General features: G+C 47.7%; 18 protein-coding genes. 10 read left to right on the plus strand and 8 right to left on the minus strand.

The features are described 5' to 3' along the window. Positions 1-56: 56 nt before the first annotated feature. The 3 genes from KME12_20550 to KME12_20560 form a co-directional block, all read right to left on the minus strand. On the minus strand, positions 57-2,255 hold the full coding sequence (locus tag KME12_20550) for a polysaccharide biosynthesis tyrosine autokinase (GenBank protein ID MBW4490178.1): 2,199 nt from the start codon (positions 2,253-2,255) through the stop codon (positions 57-59). Between the two features lie 69 nt (positions 2,256-2,324). Continuing rightward, on the minus strand, positions 2,325-3,407 hold the full coding sequence (locus tag KME12_20555; protein ID MBW4490179.1) for a glycosyltransferase: 1,083 nt from the start codon (positions 3,405-3,407) through the stop codon (positions 2,325-2,327). Between the two features lie 112 nt (positions 3,408-3,519). Further along, the gene (locus tag KME12_20560; GenBank protein ID MBW4490180.1) at positions 3,520-3,753 is read right to left on the minus strand and encodes a hypothetical protein; all 234 of its coding nucleotides are present in this window, start codon (positions 3,751-3,753) and stop codon (positions 3,520-3,522) included. 1,102 nt (positions 3,754-4,855) lie between these two features. On the opposite strand from KME12_20560, the gene KME12_20565 reads away from it, so the two are divergent. Together KME12_20565 and KME12_20570 are read left to right on the plus strand one after the other, a co-directional pair. Then, entirely contained in the window at positions 4,856-5,281 is a 426-nt protein-coding gene (locus tag KME12_20565) for a phosphomannose isomerase type II C-terminal cupin domain (GenBank protein ID MBW4490181.1), read from the plus strand. 109 nt (positions 5,282-5,390) lie between these two features. Next, the gene (locus KME12_20570; GenBank protein MBW4490182.1) at positions 5,391-6,941 is read left to right on the plus strand and encodes a serine/threonine protein kinase; all 1,551 of its coding nucleotides are present in this window, start codon (positions 5,391-5,393) and stop codon (positions 6,939-6,941) included. A 91-nt stretch (positions 6,942-7,032) separates the two neighbouring features. On the opposite strand, the gene KME12_20575 is transcribed toward KME12_20570, so the two are convergent. Further along, the gene (locus KME12_20575) at positions 7,033-7,593 is read right to left on the minus strand and encodes a pentapeptide repeat-containing protein (GenBank protein ID MBW4490183.1); all 561 of its coding nucleotides are present in this window, start codon (positions 7,591-7,593) and stop codon (positions 7,033-7,035) included. A gap of 453 nt (positions 7,594-8,046) precedes the next feature. Here KME12_20575 and KME12_20580 point away from each other — a divergent pair, with 453 nt between their 5' ends. From KME12_20580 to KME12_20605, 6 genes are all read left to right on the plus strand, one after another. After that, complete coding sequence (locus KME12_20580) at positions 8,047-9,324, plus strand: pentapeptide repeat-containing protein (GenBank protein MBW4490184.1); 1,278 nt, start codon at positions 8,047-8,049, stop codon at positions 9,322-9,324. A gap of 78 nt (positions 9,325-9,402) precedes the next feature. After that, positions 9,403-9,942, plus strand: a complete 540-nt coding sequence (locus KME12_20585; protein MBW4490185.1) for a hypothetical protein — start codon at positions 9,403-9,405, stop codon at positions 9,940-9,942. 45 nt (positions 9,943-9,987) lie between these two features. Further along, on the plus strand, positions 9,988-10,572 hold the full coding sequence (locus KME12_20590; GenBank protein MBW4490186.1) for a L,D-transpeptidase: 585 nt from the start codon (positions 9,988-9,990) through the stop codon (positions 10,570-10,572). 98 nt (positions 10,573-10,670) lie between these two features. Next, entirely contained in the window at positions 10,671-11,726 is a 1,056-nt protein-coding gene (locus KME12_20595; GenBank protein ID MBW4490187.1) for a PRC-barrel domain-containing protein, read from the plus strand. A 100-nt stretch (positions 11,727-11,826) separates the two neighbouring features. Continuing rightward, the gene (locus tag KME12_20600; GenBank protein MBW4490188.1) at positions 11,827-12,597 is read left to right on the plus strand and encodes an endonuclease domain-containing protein; all 771 of its coding nucleotides are present in this window, start codon (positions 11,827-11,829) and stop codon (positions 12,595-12,597) included. 112 nt (positions 12,598-12,709) lie between these two features. Next, a complete protein-coding gene (locus KME12_20605; GenBank protein ID MBW4490189.1) occupies positions 12,710-12,907 on the plus strand; it encodes a hypothetical protein in 198 nt (65 codons plus the stop codon). A 101-nt stretch (positions 12,908-13,008) separates the two neighbouring features. On the opposite strand, the gene KME12_20610 is transcribed toward KME12_20605, so the two are convergent. Next, positions 13,009-13,719, minus strand: coding sequence for a hypothetical protein (locus tag KME12_20610; GenBank protein ID MBW4490190.1), 711 nt, complete (start codon positions 13,717-13,719; stop codon positions 13,009-13,011). A gap of 385 nt (positions 13,720-14,104) precedes the next feature. Between KME12_20610 and KME12_20615 the strand changes: the two genes are divergently transcribed. After that, the gene (locus KME12_20615) at positions 14,105-16,408 is read left to right on the plus strand and encodes an RNA-binding transcriptional accessory protein (GenBank protein MBW4490191.1); all 2,304 of its coding nucleotides are present in this window, start codon (positions 14,105-14,107) and stop codon (positions 16,406-16,408) included. 65 nt (positions 16,409-16,473) lie between these two features. Here KME12_20615 and KME12_20620 read toward each other — a convergent pair whose 3' ends face one another. The 3 genes from KME12_20620 to KME12_20630 all read right to left on the minus strand — a co-directional run bounded on the left by KME12_20620 (position 16,474) and on the right by KME12_20630 (position 19,764). Then, positions 16,474-16,812 carry a DUF86 domain-containing protein gene (locus KME12_20620; GenBank protein ID MBW4490192.1) on the minus strand — a complete coding sequence of 113 codons (339 nt, stop codon included), beginning with the start codon at positions 16,810-16,812 and terminating at the stop codon, positions 16,474-16,476. Beyond that, complete coding sequence (locus tag KME12_20625) at positions 16,784-17,116, minus strand: nucleotidyltransferase family protein (GenBank protein ID MBW4490193.1); 333 nt, start codon at positions 17,114-17,116, stop codon at positions 16,784-16,786. The genes KME12_20620 and KME12_20625 overlap by 29 nt, the downstream gene beginning before the upstream one ends. Positions 17,117-17,208: 92 nt before the next feature. After that, complete coding sequence (locus tag KME12_20630) at positions 17,209-19,764, minus strand: dynamin family protein (GenBank protein ID MBW4490194.1); 2,556 nt, start codon at positions 19,762-19,764, stop codon at positions 17,209-17,211. Between the two features lie 137 nt (positions 19,765-19,901). Here KME12_20630 and KME12_20635 point away from each other — a divergent pair, with 137 nt between their 5' ends. Continuing rightward, positions 19,902-21,185, plus strand: coding sequence for a hypothetical protein (locus KME12_20635; GenBank protein ID MBW4490195.1), 1,284 nt, complete (start codon positions 19,902-19,904; stop codon positions 21,183-21,185). Positions 21,186-21,188 lie beyond the last annotated feature (3 nt).

Consider the following 21,188-nt stretch of genomic DNA (forward strand, 5'->3'; position numbering starts at 1 on the left):
GTAATCAGTTTCGACATCTGAAGTTGAAGACTTCAATCCAGGGAAAACCGAGATGGCTAGGCAGACCTAGAGTAGGGTAGATAACTGCTGGCTGAGATTTCAGCGCCATTGGCAATCACACCAATTACGTTGAGTTTGTGCAGCATATTGGTGGCTTGAGTAAGCTCGCTGCGAGTGACTTGGCCCATACGACCCACCATTAACACTCCATTGCAGAAGGAGGCCGTGAGGATAGCATCTACGATCCCCAAAACGGGCGGTGCATCGAGTAACACTAGATCGTAAGATTCCTCAAAGGTAGAAATCAGTTCTGCCATCCGCTGAGAACTCAGAAGCTTGGCAGGATCGGTAGGAGTGGGGCCAGCGGTCAAGATCGAGATATTGCTGTAGGCGATCGCGGGTTGAATATAACTGTGCTCCTCGGTAATAGGGCGATCGCTGGCTAACAGAGTAGAAAGTCCCTGTTCATTGGGTAGGTTGAGCTGTTTATGCAAACTTGGACGACGCAAATCTGCATCAATCAGGAGCACCCGCTGGTGTAAACGCGCCGCACTCATCGCCAAGCCTAGCGCCAAAGTTGATTTGCCTTCGCCTGCTAAGGCAGAGGTAACCACCAGAGATTTGAAGGGGAAGGTGGAATTGAGGAGCTGAATGTTTTTGTAAATCAGGTCTAGGGATTCTCGGAAAGGAGGCCAATCTACGACTTGCAGAGTGGCTGGGGCCAAAGCAGGAGCTTTACGGAAAGATAAGTTGAGCATGGGCTCGCTAAAGCCAGAGCGCGGCACCGCTGGGATCAAGCCGAGTAAAGGGACTGCTACTTGTTTCTTCAGTTCATCAGAACTGTGAACCGCATCGTCAATACCCTCTCGGACAAAGGCGGCGACACTTCCTAGAATCAAGCCTGCCACCGCTCCCAAGAGCAAGTTCTGCTTCAGACTGGGGCCAATTTGGCTACCCAATTGTGCCGCTTCTACCACCTGCCAGTCAAACCCACCCCGTGCAATCTCCAGCGCTAGTTCCTGCTTTGCGGTCAAGAGTTGTTGCAGTGTCTCCCGACCCACTTGCACATTGGGCTGTAGCCGTCCATATTCAGCCAGCAATCGAGGAAAGCGTTTGAGCTCTGTGGTTAATTGCTGCTCGGTTTGGGTTAGGGTCTGGCCACGAGCCTGCAAAGCTCTAGTATTGACCTGAGCCTCTACCAATTGAGTGATCAGAGTTAAGTCTGTAGCCCCTAGTTGGCCTGCTCTGAGTAAATCCCTCCCTGACTGGTTTAGCTGGGCTGGAACCGTTCCCAAGACTCGGCTGACTTCAGCTCGTAGTAAATTGAGTTGTCGTTGGCGCTGTTCTATCAAAGATTTAATGTGCGGATCGGCATCTTTAAACCGGAGACGCTGTTGCTCTAAGGCTAATTCACTCTTCTGTAGCTCATTAAGCAAAGCTTGGTAGCGCGAAGATTGACTGAGGCGAGAGGCGACCAAGGCTTCTTGAGGCGATCGCTTGACCTGTTGTTGCAAAGCCGCATAACGGGCCTGCATATCTTTCAACTGTGCTTGATTAGTACGTTTATCTTGTCTGACACTATTGAGCGCATCAAACAAAGCTTTCGATTGTGCTTCTGGGTCAATCAGGTTTTGGCGATCGCGGAACTTCTCCAGAGCATCTTCTGCTTGCTTAACTTGCTCTTGCACCTTGGGCACTTGCTCAGTAATAAATGACAGACCCTTGGCTAAGCGTTGCTGTTGCTGCTCTCGGTTATAACCTTGATAAACCTTTTGAATTGCCTGTAAGACTTTTTGCGTTTTCTCTGGGTCAGAATCAGCGTAGACCACCTCAAACACCTTGGTTTTGACTTTATCTTCAACAAGTTGAGTCAAGACCAACGACTTCTGAAGTTCCCCCACCGTAATGTCTGGATATTGCGGCTTCAAAATCTTCACCGCTCGCTGCAACAGATGAGAACTCCGCATTAGCGTCAATTGGGTGGCAGTATCCACCTCAACTCTAGCGTCCGCAAACGACATCTCCGCATTGCCGTTTTCTCCTCTTTTACTTTGGTAGTTGGATTCCACCAACAGTTGCATAGAGCTTTGGTAAACTGGCTCAGCTAGAAAAGTGAGGACTGCAGCGATTGATAAAACGCCGCTAAATACACCCAAAAGCCAGAAGCGTCGGCGCATGAGGACTGCGAACAGTTGTCCATATCCTGGATCTGCCTCAGCGGCCTCAATGTGCTTTCCTTCAGTTAGGTCTACCATTCTCACCTCGAAAACAGTTGAAGAATTCAAATCAGTTCAAACCAGGCACAAGTCAAACCAGTGCTCAGCTTAGTAAATAGCTTGGTCAATCACCTGATCAACTTGCTCAAAGAACGCCTCTTCCGAAAATTTGCTCATCGCGTGTTGGCGGATGTTACTGTAATCCCAAGTCATATCCGAGGCTTCGCATAAAGCTGTTTGTAGCGCTTCTGGGGTTTGGCGATTGAAAAAGACACCCGTTTTTCCTGGCACCTGCGTATCTAGCACTCCCCCAGCTCCATAAGAAATCACGGGAGTGCCGCTAGCATTGGCTTCTACAGGCACTAACCCATAATCTTCCAGGGCTGCTACCACCACTGAGCGAGCCTGAGCCATCAGTTGAGTCCGTTTAGTGTCACTGACATGACCAAGAAACCGGATGTTACCCAAAGCTTGGGCCTCTAGGCGCGATCGCTCTGGTCCATCGCCTGTAATCAACAGAGGCCATCCCAGCCAGTTAAATGCCTCAATGATCACATCCAGACGCTTATAGCTAATTAGCCGAGCCGATGCTAAGTAAAAGTCTTCTTTTTGGTCTGCGAACAAAAACTTACTGCTGTCAATCGGATAGTTAATCACCATCGCGGGCTTGCCATAAGTCTGCTGAATGCGCTTCGCCACCACACTAGAATTGGCAATATAAAGATCAGGCTCCTGAGCATATTGCAAATCTAAATTGCGCATCATGCGGAAAACGCTTTCTAGCAGTGGGTAGAATCTGGAATATGTACCGTACTCCCGTAAATAGGTCTGGGTATCCCACAGAAAACGAGTCACATTGTGACAAAAACAAATATGGCGTGCACCTGGACCTTTTCTTACCGCTTTCGCAAAACTAGTGCTGCTGCTAATAATCAGGTCATAGTCTCGCAAGTCCAACGCTCGAAAAGCTGAAAAGTAGAACGGAGCTAATAGCCGAAAGTACTTGCTTGCCCCTGGAATCCGCTGAAGTAAAGTTGTGTTGACGGAACGATCTCCTAAGTCAATTGTTCGTTTAGGATCGTAGAGTGAGGTAAAGATATCGGCCTTAGGATATCGCTTACAAAGCAATTCAAAGACTCGTTCTGCGCCACCTTTTTGCGTCAAGTAGTCATGAACTAAAGCAACTTTCATGGCTAACCAAGAATTGGGAATTACAGTTTTACCTGGAAGCCAGCCTTCAAACTAGACCAGTTTTCACTTCTTAATGTTCCGCTGATCTAAGGCTAGTAAAAACAGTCCAAGGCTATAGCGAGATGGGGATTTTCTCACTCTTTAGCGAGATTTTTGTTACTTGTAGCAAATGCTGCCAAATCCAATCTGGACCTTTGGCAACACACTGAGGGCAGAGATCGCCACAGGTATTACCGCCTTCATTACAAACAATAATTCTAGCTTCTTGTAACTCAAACTCTTGATCGCACAATAGGCAAGACTGGTCGGTTAAGGAAGCGTTGTTACACTCAATTTGTAATTGCATAAACAATCCTCCTTGGCACTGGTAAATCTGGGATTGAGAACTCATCTGAGACATGAGTTGATGGATGATCAATAGGTTCAGTTGAAATCCCTTTCTTGGGGGTAGCAAAAATTACAAAGATTGCAAAATGTTCCTAGGTCAAGCTTTTCCTGAGTAAGACAAAAATTTCGTACCAAACCTATTAATAGAGCTTGAAAGTTAACTAAGGGTTATTGCGTTGGTGGAGTTAAAAGCTGAGTAAATCAGGTTTTGGGTTCCATTTAGAGATATACCTCCTTGCTCAATCACCTCAATAATTAAAAACTGATCGACCTGCTGATGTAAGAGAGGGTTGAGCAACTTTCTAGCATTGGATTCAGTTGAGCTCTAGTGGTTTGGATGGGCTCACTGGATACTCTGCCATGCATAAAAGGGAACAACATTTGTACGGTCAACGGTAGATGGCTAGGGGACTAAGTATAAAGCCATACAGCTGGCACGTACCCTGATTTGCTGCTGATGAGCGCAGCTTCTACGAACGATACGGATTTTTTTAATGGGTCATCATCACTCTATGGAGTGATTTTTCTTTGAAGGAATAAATCTATCCAAAGGAGGAGGGCAAGTTCCTTGAGTGAAAAATTAGCAAAGTTGAGGGCGATCGCAACTTTTCTGGCGGTGGCAACGTCTAACTAGCTCAGTGCCTAGGCACATTTCTGAAAGTGCTTAACTAGTCAGGATTGCAGCGGTCAGCCTTATTGGCGTCTGAACCACAGGGATGGATGAGGTTGTATCCCGAAGGAGGGCTAGAGGAGAGTAAATGAGGAGAGCAATTACTGAAGTGAAACAATTGTCGAGCTGAGGGTTATGGTTTTCGGCCTTTCACCCTGATTTTTTAAGGATTTGGTTTTGGGTTGTGTATTTTGGTGCAAGCCTCCCTGCTTAAAGGTGAGCAAACGATCTTTATGCGGTATTAGGGGTGACACCCTGCATCTGACATTTGCTATGGTGGCCTCAAGATCAAGATAAGGTTTGCAATGCCCTGCGATCGCTGGCTCAAGTTTTCTAGATTGCCGTTTTGAAGTAATTCCTGGGAGGAAGAAATTTGGCTAAGCCTCAAAAAATGATTCAAGTAAGCTCGCATTCTTCAGCGATGGCAACCTCCAACCCTGCACCGACTACTGTTGCCACCACCGAATTACGCCCCTGGGGATCATTCACCGTTCTTGAAGAAGGTAGAGGCTACAAGATTAAGCGCATTGAAGTTAAACCAGGTCATCGCCTCAGTTTGCAAATGCATCACCACCGCAGCGAACATTGGATTGTGCTTTCTGGCACAGCGCGAGTGTTTTGCGATGGACAAGAATTAACCCTTTACAACAACCAATCTACTTATGTCCCTCAATGCACCCAACATCGGCTAGAAAATCCCGGCGTGATTCTGCTGGTTTTGATTGAAGTGCAAAACGGTGATTACTTAGGAGAAGACGACATTGTGCGGTTCCAAGATGACTACAATCGTCAGCCCAGTTTGGCAGTTACTCCTTAGCATTTTGAGGTCAGGTTAAATTTCCCAGATCCGAGCAATGACTTGTGTAAGATGACAATAAGATTTCTGATCTGACACAGACTCTCTGGCTGGGAAGCACGCTCAATCAATGCCTCACTCCTCACCCATTCATCCGGATCTTATTTTAGACAAGCGGTACAAAATTGTTCGCATGTTGGGCCAAGGAGGCTTTGGGCGGGTATATTTGGCCGAAAACCTCAACCGCTTTCATGAATATTGCGTGTTGAAGGAATTTGCTCCCCAAGTCAAAGGGACGGCAGTTTTGCAAAAGGCGGCTGAGCTATTTCAGCGAGAAGCTGGGGTGCTCTACCAACTTCACCATCCCCAAATCCCAGAATTTCGAGAACTCATTCAGACCCATCTAAATGGAGAAGATTATCTTTTCCTGGTTCAGCAATATATTGAAGGCCCTACATACTGGGAACTGCTAGAGCAAGGACAGAAATTTAGCGAAACGGATGCCCTCGCTCTTTTGCTCGATTTGTTGCCTGTGCTGGAGTATATTCACGCTCAAGGTGTGATTCATCGTGATATTTCCCCAGACAACTTAATTCAGCAACGGTTTACAGGTCAACCAGTTCTGATTGATTTTGGGGGTGTGAAACAGGTAGCGGCAACCGCAGTGCGCCAGTTGACTCAACAAGCCATCTCCACTCAGTTAGAGAAACAAGGCTACACCCCACTTGAGCAGAGATACGGCAAAGCTTCCCCAGCCAGTGATTTGTACGCTTTAGCTGTAACTGTTTTGGTATTGCTCACAGGCAAGAATCCCACTGAGTTGTATGATTCTCATCAGCGGACTTGGTGCTGGCAGCAAACTCTCAAGCTGAATCCTCGATTTGCTGCTGTATTAGAAAAGATGTTGGCGGAGCGAGAGAGCGATCGCTATGCCTCTACCCAGGAAGTCAAACAAGCCTTAAAACCTCTCGTTCAACCGCAAGCCCAGACTTCTCAAGTACAAACTTTGGCGGTGGCACGAGCAGCCCCCCCAGCCCAGCGAGTTAGACCAGCCAAGGCAAAAGCTCAGGGTTCTGCTCAGGTGTCTCCTCAAGCCTCTGCTCAGAGTTCTGCTCATTCTGGGGTGAAAACTTGGGTCGTAGCTCCGATCGCCCGTCCACCGATCGCGCCGCCAGCCCCCCAACCACCAACCCCTGCGGCCCCTGTCCCTGTGGCTCCGACACCGAGTCCCGCTAAACCTCGCGGTCCGTCATTCTTCAGCTTTATCGGTAACCTGGTTTCCTGGCTGGTGATTAAGCCTGTCTATTATTTATTACTCAAACCCCTGTGGTACATCGTCAAAAAGTTGCTGATATTGGGAATAACCATTTTAGTCATCGTGGGAGTGAGTTATTGGTTTGGCCCTGCTTTGCTGGCTTGGCTAAAAGGTGCTGTGGTCCCCACCCCCCAAACCGCAGACTCCGGTTGCCAAGAGCAAGTGCTGAAACGGTATGAAGCTCTTAACTTTCCGACGGGAGCTTTCTACCCGCAAGTAAATGAGAAATTTTATGCTCAGCATCCAGAACTCAAAGGACGCACCTTAACTAGCAAGCCAGAAGACGCGCCCTTACGACAGGATTGGTGCCGAGTTGCTGATGAAGTTTTAGACCAAGCAGAACAATCTCAACAGAAGTTGAATTAATTGGGAGATGTGGGGGCGATCGCGATCACCAGCCCTGTCCCAACTCAGCTCATCCCTATTTAAAAGATCGCTTGTTTAACTAATCACTTGTTTAACTGATCAGTGTACTGTCCCCACTTTCGAGAACCGTACCTTCTAACTTGACATCTTCTAGCTTGGCTCCTGCCAAATTGACATCCTCTAAGTTTGCTCCCTCTAAATTGGCTTGCTTTAATTCAGCGTGGCTGAGATTGGCTGCATGTAGATCCGCTACCTCTAAGTCGGCTGCGGTTAAATTTGCTGCTTCCAAATCCGCCTCACTGAGGTCTGCCTGACTGAGATCTGCTCCTGCTAGGTTAGCCGCTTTCAGATCGGCTTGATTCAAAATAGCGTCGTCGAGAATAGCTCCCTCTAAAATTGCTGCATCGAGCACAGCATCACTTAAATCTGCTCCGCTGAGGTCAGCTTGGGTTAAGTCTGCCCCCTTGAGAACGGCTCCACTCAAGGTCGCTTGGCTGAGGTTCGCGCGCCGCAAGTTGGCTCCATCCAGCATGGCTCCATGCAGAATAGCTCCACTCAAATTAATTGCTTCTAGTACAGCTCCCCTCAGGTCAATGATGCTAAAGTCTCGCTCTCCGGCGGCATATCGCTGGATCAATTCTTCCGTATTCATTTATTATGGCTCCCTTTTCCTAAGGCAAAGGATGAAGTTACTGGCTAGCGTCTGTCTGTACTAGCCCGACGATATTCAAACCGTATGTGAACCTAAATAGCCCAACGCCTGTCTAGAGGCACACCTTGCCAACGAGAGGATCGCATCTCCATAACCTCTCCATAACTGCATCCCAGGCCGTAACAGCAAGACTTTGTCTCCTTAGACACTTGCAAGCTTCACTGTGCCAGTTGTCAGGGTGGAATATGGCATCCTCCCCAAAGCGCTGTTAATGCACTAACCTGGTTCAAGCGATTTCGCGGACGGGCGATCGCTCGAATTAGACAAGCTATGCAGGGAACTACCGCACTGATTCAGACAACATTCTCAGGAGAGATGACAAGGTACATTGTTTTTGACGATGCTAGTCGTGCTCCAATATATCGATGTAGTTTGTCCTAGTAGGAGTTCTCCATGACAGAAACAGAGAACGAATTCCTCAGTCTGCTAGAACAAGGAGCAGAATCTTGGAATGGTTGGAGAGAGAAAAACCCTACTATTCAACCAGATCTCAGCAGAGCTTATCTGTTTGAGGCCAACCTGGCAGGGGTAAACCTTAGAGGTGTTAGTTTGAGTCGGGCTTGCTTGATTGGAGCCAACCTAGAAGGAGCCAACCTAGAGGGTGCAGATCTAGAAGGCGCTTATGCCAGCGGGGCGAATTTTAGCAAAGCTAATCTGACTCAAGCGAACTTAGAAGGTGCAGATCTCAGTCAAGCGAATTTAACCCAGGCGAATTTGGCTCAGGCGATCGCTACATCGGCCAATTTCAATGCTACGGAATTGACGGGGGCTTGTATCGAAGCTTGGCAGATTAATAGTGCGACTCAAATAGAAAACATCACCTGCAAGCATGTTTACTTGCAAGGGAACCAACAGCAGCGCCAACCCGCTAAAGGAAAATTTAAACTGGGTGAGTTCAAGCAACTAGTGCAAGTCGCTTCCCCCGGCGTTCGTTCGGGGCAGGGAGTTCCGTCTTCCACGGCGGCGATCGCCTTAGGTAGTTCAGCTGCTGTAGCCACTCTGACTCCTGTAGAGCGTCTCCACGCTAACTCAGCGGAGGCGAACCAATCGATTCCTGCTTTCACCCCGCTACGGGAGCGCAGTTGGCGATTGATTGCGGGGGGTGTATTGATGGGAGTGGGGATAACCGCAGTAGCGAGCACAGCTATCCTCCGCTTTACCCAGGCTGGAGCACCTACCGCTCCAACTTCTACAACTCAGCGATCGCCAGTCACCGTCGCCAGCTTGCCAGCCCTACCTTGCCAAGAGCCACTTCCCGCTGCTTTGCCTGATCGCACCCCTGACTACAAATACCAAACAGGTACACAATATTTCGGCCCTTTAGCCAATGGCGAACCTGCGGATGGTCGCGGCACAATGTCTTACAGCGGTGGCAATCGCTATGACGGTGAATATCGCAACGGCAAACGCAATGGCTGCGGCACGTTTACTTTTGCCAATGGCAGAAGTTATGTCGGGCAGTTTCAGGATGACTGGTTTCAGGGCAAAGGCATTTGGACCTTGGAGAATGGCGATCGCTATGTCGGAGAGTTTCGCGAAAATAAATGCAATGGACGCGGTACATTCATCTTTGCGGATGGTTCATCTCAAGCTGGGACTTGGCAGAATGGTGTTTTGGTAGGCACGAACTTCTCTTGCGATCGCACGCCCCTAGAAATGCCTCGCTCTTGAGAAGAGTACTTCCACTTCACTTCCATATCTATTAGAAAAAGGCCTTACTGTCAGCCTTTATTGTCAAGAGGAGACATCATGACTCAGCAATTACCCCCTATGTTGCAATGGTTTCGTCGTTCCGTCGTTTCGCTATCTGTAGCGAGTTTAGCGGTTGTGGCTCCTCTATCCGCTCAAGCTCAAGATGCACCACCCCCTACTCCCGCCTCAGAAGTGCTGACCTCACCCAGCCCTAGTTCCACGCCAGAACCTACCCCAGTCCCAGAAGCAACTCCTACCGCTCAGCCCACTCCTACCACCCCAGCCACCACCCCAGCCACCGCTCCAGCCACCACGACACCACCCGAATCTGAGGTCGAACCTGCGATCGAGGAGCCCACTTCTCCCGCCGCTCCTGCTGTGGAAACATCTCCCACCGATCCCACTTCAGAGCCTGCGACTTCTCCTCAAGCCCCCTCCGAGTTTGAGTCTGCTCCCGTGGAAGAGAACGCAGCGCCAACAGAGATTCCTCCGGCTGCCCCACAAGCGGAGCCAACTCAACCAATTGAGAATTCTGATGAGAGTTCTGAAAGCACCTCAACTCCGATCAGCGATCCCAATCCTGCCGCTCTGTGGTAATTCCATTCACCAGAATCTCCGTGATCGTTAGGACGAAGTATAGCCGTGTCTCTAAATCGTTCTTTGTGGGTTTGTTTGGGAGTCGCCATTTGCTGGAGTGCTGTGGGTACTCCGGTGGTGGCCAAAACGAGCCTTAACAGCAAAACTCCAGCTCCTATCGTAGGGCTGAAAGCTAAAGCTCTGGCTCCCTATAGTCCGGAGCTACCTCCGATTCGTCCGATTCTGCCAGATGTGACGGCTCAGGAAACTCGACTGGTGCTGAAGCTGAAGCAACGTCGTCTCTATGTCTATCAAGGCAAGCAGCTCAAAGCTAACTATCCGGTTGCAGTCGGTCGCTCAGGCTGGGAGACGCCCACGGGTCAGTTCCGAGTCATGGGTATGGTGCAAAATCCAGGCTGGACTAACCCCTTCACCCGCAAAGTGATGCCTCCGGGGGCTGACAATCCTTTAGGCGATCGCTGGATTGCCTTTTGGACAGATGGCCGTAACTCGATTGGGTTTCATGGCACCCCTGATCGCGACTCTGTAGGTCAGGCGGCTTCACATGGCTGTGTGCGGATGTTAAATGAGGACATTCGCGAATTGTATGAGATCGCGGTACTAGGGACTCCCGTGACGGTGGAGCTTTAGGGGAAGTGGAGTTGAGGGGCGATCGCGACGGGAAATTCTGGATCTCACAATGCCTGGGATAGACTTGAAAGGTGACATCACTTCACCTTAGGGTTTTCATGACGGCTGAAGCAGACGTTGTCAAACAAAGCGACTTGCTCAATCAATTAGTCCTCGATCGCAACAACATGGAAGAGTTGGGGCGAGTCGATATGCTGTGGATGTATCCCGCCGCCCATCGCGTCCTGGGATTTATCTGCAAGTCAGGCTTTTTGGGAGCGAAGAAGATTGTCTTTAAGCTGCCACAGATTCAGACCCTCGGCACCAACAGCATTTTGGTACACTCCCAACCAGAAGAAACCGACGGCGAAAAAGTGAAGCAGTTAGACTCGCTACTCAATTGCGAAGTCTGGAGCGACGGTGGCAACAAGATTGGTCGCATCACCGATTACCGCTTCCGTCTCAAAACAGGGGAGATTACGCAGTACCTATTTGTCTCTAGTGGCTGGAATGGCATCACCGGAGATGTCTACCAACTGCCTCCTAGCCGTGTGCTCAGCTTCGGTCGTAAGCGAGTATTGGTGCCAGAAGCAGCAGTGCCATCCTTTGAACTCGATCGCCCTGGAATTAAACAAACCCTGACCAAAGCCCGCAATATCCTCAAAGACGATTACATTTCGCTGGTGAAGCAAGCCCAAATCCTGACGGAGCAAGCCAAAGAACGAGCACAGGCGATCGCGGAACAAGCCAAAGAGACGGCGCAGACTTTCACCGAACAACTCAAAGAAGAAACCCAAACCTTTACCGAGCAGGCCAAAACTACCAGTCAGACAGTAGCCGAGCAGGTGAAAGAGCGTACCCAAACGGTAGTTGACCAAGCAAATACGGGTTTTCAGAGCCATCAGCAGACTAGCCAAGCCCCAAGTACCCCAGAACCCACTGCCAGCGCTCCCGTCTCTCCCCCACCTCCCAGCGCCAAGTCTCAGCCCCAAGCGACAGCAGCAACCCATTCCTTCGCAGACCAAGAAGACGACCCCTGGGACTTTCTGGAGGAAGACGATCTGTTCACCCCCACTGCCACTAATCCAGATACCTTCAGAAAAGTTGACTCCAACCCCAAAACCAATACGACCAATACAGGCATGGAAGATGACGATGACGAGCCTTGGATCTGAGCTGGAAGTCTAGATTCAGGAATGATTCAATCAGCGTATGAAGTGAGACTTTGGGGGGCGATCGCTGCACCAATAGAGAGTAATTTGTCATGATCGCGGTATGGAGCGATTTCCCACTGTTTTAATTCCCCCCGCGATCGCCGCTGCTGCATCCCTGTTGCAAGTTCAGCAAGTCTTGCAACAAACTTCGCCGCCAATGGGGGTGCATATGAAAGCTCCCAAAGGCCACTCTGAAACTCAATTTGAGCATGATCTGTGGCGCTATTTTCCCGGCAAAATCCACACGGGACTGCTGGTGAGCAACCCCAAGCTGCAACAGCCTTATGTCCCCGATTTCGCTTACATTGATCAGTCACTCAATTTGCATATTGATATCGAGATTGACGAGCCTTACGCTTACGACAGCCGCAAACCGATCCACTATCTCGATTCTGCTAAAGACCAGCAGCGGAATCAATATTTCCTAGACCAAGGCTGGCTGATTATCCGTTTCAGCGAAGAACAAGTGGTGCGATCGCCTGCCAGTTGTTGCAAAGCTGTGGCTAGCGCGATCGCCACCTTACTGGGAGATAGCGCCATGTTGCATCCCTTTCGGCAAGTCCCCACCCTGAAACCCCAAAAACGTTGGACTGAATCAGAAGCACAAGTCATGGCTGAGCAAGCTTACCGAGAGAAATATTTAGCCGCTCAGACCCCCGCTCAACCTGCTACGACATCCCAGCAACGCCAAAAACAAACCTCTCGCTCCAGCCCCCGCTTAATGACTGCTAATTTCACGTTTTACTGCCCAGAGTGCGGCGACGGCCCCATTCGCTGGCAGGGACACTATGTCAGTTGCCCTACCTGCCATTACGATGACTTTGTGCTGTAGCGAGCCAAACAGCGATTCTTTACCCCACCTAAGAGGTGAGGAGATCCGTCCAGCATACCCCACCAAAATTTAGCCAAGATGGGAATCAGAGGCATATACGAGAGGTTGAACTATGTTTCCTTTCTGGAGTAGCAATTGGGGCAACGCCTGCTACGGTAATGAGCCTGTTTCTCGCAAGGCTCGCTTAGAACGCAAACTGGGTTTTCTGCGATCGATGCGGGATGATTTAGAAACCAGATTAGCAGGACTCAACGCGGCGATCGATAACGTAGAACGGCAAATCGGCCAAGATGATGCCACACAAGTCTAGATAGCGATCGCCTTTTGGAAGTGCTTGAGAGAGCCACAAATAAACCCCAACCTTCTGGCTAGCTAAGCTGCTAAACGAAAGAGGTTGGGGTTTGTTTTTGCTTATGACGCTTTATTAGAGGCAGCAGCATTGCGAGACAGACTGTATTGCCCAGTTCTGCCGCGATGCCACTTGTTCTCCTTAACGCCAGCCGAGAGCACATGCAAAATGCGATCGCGTGCTTTGTTCCGTACAGTTTGAGGCATCTCCTGCTCGAAGATGGCATCTACAATTGCGGGCACTTCAATAATGTCTTCAGGCTGGCGTTGGAGGACTACTGAAACAGCTTCAGGCAGAGGAGTTTTACCAAACTCCGCCCGCACATATCGCTGCCAACCTTCTAGTTTTCTGGCTGGCTTAGCATTCCGCTTGGGCTTGTCTGGGTTAGCCCGCCGACCTCTACCAGATTTGACAGGAGCGGGAGCTTCGGTTTCTGCTTCTGGAGGAGACGCAGGCGTAGAAGGCTCAGGAGGAGTGACTTCATCGGCTACAGGGGCAGTCTTTTCAGCATCCTGAGCTTTACTCTCTTTAGGCTTTCTCCCAGGTTTAGCACGTGTAGCAGGTGCAGCAGGTGTAGCAGGTGTAGCAGGGGTTGAGCCCGCATCTGTAGAGCTAAACATACCAATCACGCTTCTCAGGCTGTGGCGTTTTTCCCGGACAGCCTCTAGCTGCACCAAAAGTGTAGCTTCCTGAGATGCCAAATCAGCATCTACGTCTAGAAGTTTAGTCAGTACGGAAGTGGATGTTTGATCAGACGATGGAGAATCTGTCACCGGAGACATTCCTTTAGGTTACGCATGTTAGTGTCAATTCTAAAAGAGAGAATGAACTGTTCTATCGTTTCAGACAAATGTTTTGCATAAAAATTCACATCTTTGTCACACATAACCGCTTATATCTGCTTTTTTAGACATAAGTTGGCGATCGCTGACACTAATCTCAGTAATTTTACAGATCTCAGTAGATAAGCTGAAATCTAGCTCTGAGTTACGGTTGCCCATCTGTGTTACTAGCCAATTTACGCTAGTTAACAGTGAAGGCGATCGCCTCAGGCACAGATTAATTGAGTCAGTAATTTTGGCTGAGTCATTCAGGTGGAGATAAGATGATCAAGACTGCTACAACAGTTGACCCTGACGTTCCCACTCGACTCTTGCAATGCTGAACATTCCTCAAACTCTGGCCGAGGAGCTAAACCTCAGACCTAACCAGGTTAAAAGTGCACTGGAACTCTTTGCCGAAGGAGCCACCGTTCCCTTCATTGCCCGCTACCGCAAAGAGCGCACTGGAGAGATGAATGAGATACAACTGCGAGATCTCTTCGATCGCTACACCTATCTCACCGAGTTGGAAGAGCGCAAAGCGGCCATCCTAGAGGCGATCGCGGCTCAGGGAAAGCTGACCGAGGAATTGCAAGCCAAGATTGTCCCTTGTCTTCAGAAAACCGAATTAGAAGATCTTTATTTACCTTACAAACCTAAGCGCCGCACTAGAGCCACCATTGCTAGAGAAAAAGGATTGCAACCGCTGGCCGAGTTTATCCAAGCCTTGAACCGCCCCGGTGCCACCCCCGCAGACCTGGGCACAGAAGCCAGCAAGTACATTTCTGAGGAGCAGGGAGTGAAAACTGCCGAGGATGCCCTCCAGGGTGCCTTGGATATCTTGGCAGAAGGTATTGCCGAGCAAGCAGAGCTACGGGCCTATTTGCGAGACTACCTGATGGAGACAGGCATCTTTGTCTCCAAAATCAAGTCAGACCATGCGGAAGGTACAACTAAATTTGAGATGTACCGCAACTTCCAAGCTAAAGTTAAAGGCATTGCCCCTCACAACCTCTTGGCGCTGTATCGCGGGGAAGCAGAAGGTATTTTAGACTTCGACCTCACCTTCGATGAAACAGCGGTGCTCGCCTATTTAGAGACGCAGACGATTCGGACCAAAACTCCAGCGGTGCGCGACTTGTACCATGCCATGATTAAGGATGCGTTTAACCGCTTGATGAAAACCTCTTTAATTGGTGAGGTGAAAGGCGATCGCAAAGCCTACGCGGATATGGAGTCGATCAAGACCTTTGAAGCCAATCTCCGGGAACTGTTACTCTCCAGTCCTGCTGGCATGAAACCCACCCTGGCGATTGACCCTGGTTTCCGCACCGGGTGCAAAGTCGCAGTGCTTGACCAAACAGCACAGTTTCTCGCCTATCAAGCCATCTTTCCCCACCAAGCAGCCGCTCAACGCGCCCAAGCCGCAGCTACCCTTAAGCAATTAATTGAGCGCTATCAGGTTGAATTGATCGCGATCGGCAATGGCACCGCTGGACGAGAAACGGATGAGTTCGTCACAGAAGTATTGGCAACCTTAGACCGTAAACCAATTAAGGTGATGGTGAACGAGTCGGGTGCTTCGATCTATTCGGCTAGTGACGTGGCGATCGCGGAATTCCCCAACTTAGACATCACAGTACGAGGCGCAATCAGCATTGGGCGGCGCTTGCAAGACCCCTTGGCAGAACTGGTAAAGATTGACCCCAAATCGATTGGAGTGGGGCAGTACCAGCATGATGTAGACCAAAAGCTGCTGAAGAAGAAGCTGGACGAGACCGTAGAGAGTTGCGTCAACTATGTGGGCGTAGACCTGAACACTGCTTCTAAGGAGTTGCTCACCTTTGTTTCTGGCATCACTCCCACGATCGCCAACAACATCGTCGCCTACCGCAACCAAAACGGTGCCTTCAAGAACCGCCGTTTGCTCCTAAAAGTCCCGAAGCTCGGTCCCAAAGCCTTTGAACAGGCTGCAGGCTTTTTACGGATTCGGGACGGCGAGAACCCACTGGACAACACCGCCGTTCACCCAGAGAGTTACAAAGTTGTAGAAGCGATCGCCAAGGATTTACAAGTACCTCTCACCCAAATCACCCAAGTTGCCGAACGACTCAAATCCACTGATCTAAAAAAATATGTAACGGAGACGGTAGGAGAACCGACGCTACGCGACATGGTTAGTGAATTGGAGAAACCAGGCCGTGACCCCCGCGCTGAGTTCAAATACGCCACCTTTAAAGAAGGGGTGAAAGAGATCTCCGATCTACAAGTGGGCATGGAATTGGAAGGCGTGGTCACTAATGTGGCTAACTTTGGAGCCTTTGTCGATATTGGGGTGCATCAAGACGGCTTAGTCCACATCTCCCAACTCGCCGATCGCTTTGTCAGCGACCCTAAACAGATTGTAAAAGTGGGTCAGGTAGTCAAGGTACGAGTACTAGAGGTCAACGAAGCCCTGAAGCGAATCAGCCTCACGATGCGCTCTGGTCAAGACGCTCCCAAACCCACCAGTAAGACCAGTAAAGCGAATCAGGTCATCCAACCGCAAGGCGAAAAACAGAGTGAAAAGCAAGGCGATCGCGCCAAAAACCCACCCCCCACACTCAACGACCTCAAAGCTAAATTTGGCAAGAAAAAGTAGAGAGAATCAGCGATCGCTCTTTGCTGAGGAAAATAGGGGCGATCGCTGGTGTTACTTCTCTTGCATCAACTTTCAGGAGGAACCTTGGATTTCAACTCTTCGATCAGAGGCGGTATCTCACTTTGCACAACATTCCATACGATGTTGAGGTCTACATCGTCGTATTCATGAACTAATCGATTTCGCATACCATTGATTTCTTGCCACGCAATAGTTGGCAGAGTCTGGCGAGTTGTTGCTGAAACCCGTCTGGCAGCTTCAGCAATCACCAAGAGTCGCCGAATCACTGCATCTTGTAGCTGCACATTGGTCAGGAACTCGTCTTTGGAGCATGGAGCAGTGTAGTTGATGACGAGTTCTGCGGATTGCAGCATATCAAGCAGAAATTGGAGATCCCGTTGCATAAATCACTTGGGCAGAGGAAAGGATTTCTTGACGGCGTAAGTAGTTACGACTGGTTTCGATGCCCTGACGGGTAATCAAGTCAACGTCTCGATGGAAAATGGTCTCTAACTCCGCCTCCATTTGGTCTAGGCTACTGAATGTGGGGTGAGCCTCCGGGTGAAATTGAACCATCACATCAATGTCACTGTCAGGGCGAAAGTCGTCACGCAGAACAGAACCAAATAGAGCCAGCTCAATCACTTGCCAGCGATCGCAAAATTCAGCAATTTTTTCCATTGGCAGATCGATAGCCTTAATGGTCATTGCAGTATTACCTCCAAAGCTTCGAGTTATAGGTTCATCTAGGCGATCGCTCCTGGTTGAGGAGAAGAGGGGGCGATCGCCTTTCTACATTTTTAATACTCAACCCCATGTTTAGTGAGCACTAATTCAATCTGATTCTGTATTTGCTTTAGTTCTTCAGATTTCAAGGCAATCCACCTTTTATCTGCCTCGCGCTTCTCCAGAGTTTCAGAATGGGTTCTCTCTTGCTGTTCTAAAAGATTCTCATAGAAAGATATCGCTCTCCCAATAATCTCATCTGCTTGCTTAGATCTTTCAGATACAGCTGCCTCAATGGTCTCAAAAAGTTTTTCAAAAACACTTTCTAAGGACTCAACAAACTTTTCACAGCCCGTCTCAAAAACCTTATTTCTAATTTCTTGATCTAGTCCAAGTACACCTCCAGCACCTATGCCAAGAAAACCACCACCAACCAAGCTTCCTATGATAAGAAGTATAGGACCAGCAAAAATAAATGCGGGCACCAGCACTGCTGCGCCTAGACCAGCAAGCCCAATATTTCCTAGGACTCCTGAATCCTTAAAAATATCATCTGGATTCCCTAAAAATACCCATTTTTTAGTGCTATCACTCAATCTACTAATGCTATTGAATTCTCGCTCTATAGCCTTTAATTCTTGATTTATGAAGTCATCCAAGTGTTTTATTTTCTTGCTTAAAACATTTTGCTTCAATTGATTCTCTATCCACCCCTCTAGCTCTTGAGACAAATCACGATTAAATTGATTTACATAGTCTTTAATTAACTGATCTCTGCTAAATATAGCCGAGTGTTTGGAGGACCAACTTGCCACTTTTTCAGATAAACGCTCATCTAAGCCTTCAATCCATTCATCCCATGAAACATTTGTCTCTTCAATAATTTCATCTATTAGACTATCTGCGAATAACTTAATTCGTATATCCCTACCACTTGCTTCTCCAATCTTTTCTACAATCTTCTGCTTCTCCGCATCAGAAACTTTCAACTCCCCATCTAAAGATTTTTGAGCTTGTTCGGAAAAATCTAGACTTGTTTTAATCAAAGAATCAATTCTTCTCTTATATTGAATAGTTCTTGGAATACCACGCTCATTAATCAGAAATTTTTCAAGTGACTTTGTAAAAGCATTAAATGCATCTAAGTATTCATTCTTAGTATCATTTAGTATAGAATTTAGAGTCTCTTTAGCAGAAACAAAGTGTATACGAGCTTCACCATCTATAATAGGTGGTTGGTTTTGAAGTAAGTTTACAACCCTTCGTTGAATTTGTTTTCGTCCAACATCAGAAGTTATGCTATCCCAAAAGTTGACTAGCACAAAAATCTTGTCAGTAGGTTGATCTATTTTATTGTCGTTTAAGTAATATCTTAGATCTGATAGTAATTCGCGCTCTCCTTGATTCAATGGCTGAAAAGCACTCGTCAAGAAAATTGCAGCATCTATATCTTTAATTAGTTTTTGTGTAATTTCTGTACGGTTAGGATGTTCATTTAACCCAGGAGAATCTAGGATTTCTATACCATTACGGCACAAGCTGAGCCCAGGATCTTCAAAAATAATCTCCTCAATAGAGTTGTTGACAAACTCATCATCAGAATTACCTAATGCTGCCTCCTCTGAAATAGAAGCTTTTTCCTTATATTCCTCAAAAGAAATTTCTTCTACTCTACCATCTTTGTGATGGCAAGTAACTCGCCTTTCTTCTCCATACTTCAAAACTGTCACTTGACCACTACATGGAATTTCTCTAACAGGCTGAATCTCTTCACCTAATAAAGCATTTAGTAATGTTGATTTTCCTTTACTAAATTCTCCAATAACTGACACTCTAAAGCTTTCACTATTTAATTTCTGAAATTCTTGCTCGAACTCATCTAGTAAATTAATTGGAATGAAGTTACGCTCTTTACAGTCTCTGGCTATAGCAGAAATCTTAAGGCAAAGACTTTTCAACTCACCTCTTAAAACCTGAAATTGAGTTAGACTGTCATAATCAATAGTTTTCCTCTTTTGAGAATTTCCCTGATTTGAGTACCCAGAAAAAACTGAGAGAATGTCGCTAGCGGCTTTAACCAAAAAAGCATCTAAATCATAAAATTTTACTGGATCAATTAAAGATTGCACTTCTCTCAACACAGTAATATCAATATCACTTTTGTGTGTAAATCCAGCCTCTAGAATTGATAAGTATTTAGGTTGGATTTGTAGTTTATCTGCAATCGCTTCTAAATACTTCTTCTCAGAGGTGGCAATACTGCCATCTGTTGCCGACATTTCATAACCAAGACCAATTAACAATAAGCGTTCTGCCTCTGAAAGAGGAGTGGTTAATGTCAGTAAATCTTTAGCGCTTGTATATATCCGGTTGTTCCGAATTCCTTTACTTATAAGCTGAACTAGCGAACGAATATTGCTATTAGCCGGAATAAAGCGATTTATTGTTTTTTGCCATTGTTGCTTTTCTTCTTCTGTAATTTGACCATCTTGCAACATTACCCCTTGCAGAACTGTGATCAGTGCAGACAAGAAAACGATGGATGGTGAGAGATCTTCCCGACGTAGATTTTGTCCAGTAATGCGTGATAGTAGCTCAATAGTCTCGGAATTGATGCGGGTGAGTTCCATAGTTGTAGGGCTAGTAATGTTGCTCGTCTTCCAATATGCCCAATTTTCTCTCAGAGGGCTCTAGATCCGGATAAATACGGATACCTTTCTTAATCTCAGAATTTAGGCTGGAAAAATCCTGTAAGTGAGTAAAAAGCATGCTTTTCCAATTCTCTCCCGCTATTCAGGCTGGTTTAGCGGCTGGAAAATACGTACAAGTTCTCACCTCTTCAGGAGTGCCATTAAGTATTGCTAGGGACGCAACTACTGGACAGTTTGTTGGTCATGCCGTTAGCTTACTTAGTAATGGCGGTATTCCCCTAAATCCTTTAGCTGTTCCCCTACAACTCGCTACCGCTGGGGCGCAGATGTATCAGACGCATCAAGGCTTTACAGCTGTGCAAGCAGGCTTAAAAACGCTCCAGGCCAGCGTTGGAGTTCTACAAGCTACAACTGCGGTCATTGGTGTGGGAGTCGCGGCAGGTGTCGCTCTCTCAGCCGTCAACTTGTGGCAAACCCTCAAGCTTCGGGAGGATGTTAAGCAGCTTAAGCTTGAGGTTAAAGATGGATTTATCGATCTGAAAAAAGCTCTGAAAGAGCAGGGAGCCGAAATCCTCTTAAAGATCGACCAGATCGCCCAAGATATTAAATTTGAACAACATCGCCAGATTTTGATTCGAGCCTATGGAAAGTTTTTGGAAGCTAACAAGCTCATCAAGACTGCAATGTCATGCAGTGATATAGCAATCCGGAACGCTGACTTGGCCAACGCACGACAAATGCTGGGAGAAGCTCTGGGAGACTACAGCAATCCCCATATTTTGTCAGAAACTTCGGCTCCTGGCCAACTGCGTAGACTAGAGTGTGCCTGGGCAATTGAGCAAACGATCGCACTGACTTATCAATTACAAAATGAACCTGCTGCCACTAGCGATCGCCTATCTCACCTCCGCGATCGAGTCCGTCAAGATGCGCTAGCAGTTATAGAAGCTTGCGAGTCTGAAGAAGAACTAGACTTTATTTTTCCTGAAATTACTCGAATTCACGATCACGATCTAGTTGCTTTGGAGTCTTGGCAAAATCATATTGACTGGGAGCGATCGCTTCCTGAATCTGAGAGAAAGCTATTGCAAGGTTCTAACTCTCTTGAGCTAGAGAGTACCGCTGATTTCAATACAGCTACTAGCGTGGTTGAAATAGCGCCTGAACAAACACTCTATGAGGACTTGAAGGATAAGTCTCATCTCTCCTCGCTGAGAGATCAGTTAGAGTTGCTCATCAAACCCAGCTTACGACGGGAGTACGCTGTCTATATAGGTGAGCAAGCTGTTGCTGCTGGACATAGAGTTTTAACTTCCTCTAACCTTCAGGAAGCCTCTAACCTCACCATTGCCAATCTTTATTGGTATTTCAAGGTTAGAGATGACTCTGAAGAAGACTAAGAA

The sequence above is a fragment of the Trichocoleus desertorum ATA4-8-CV12 genome, from assembly GCA_019358975.1.
GTDB classification, from domain to species: domain Bacteria; phylum Cyanobacteriota; class Cyanobacteriia; order FACHB-46; family FACHB-46; genus Trichocoleus; species Trichocoleus desertorum_A.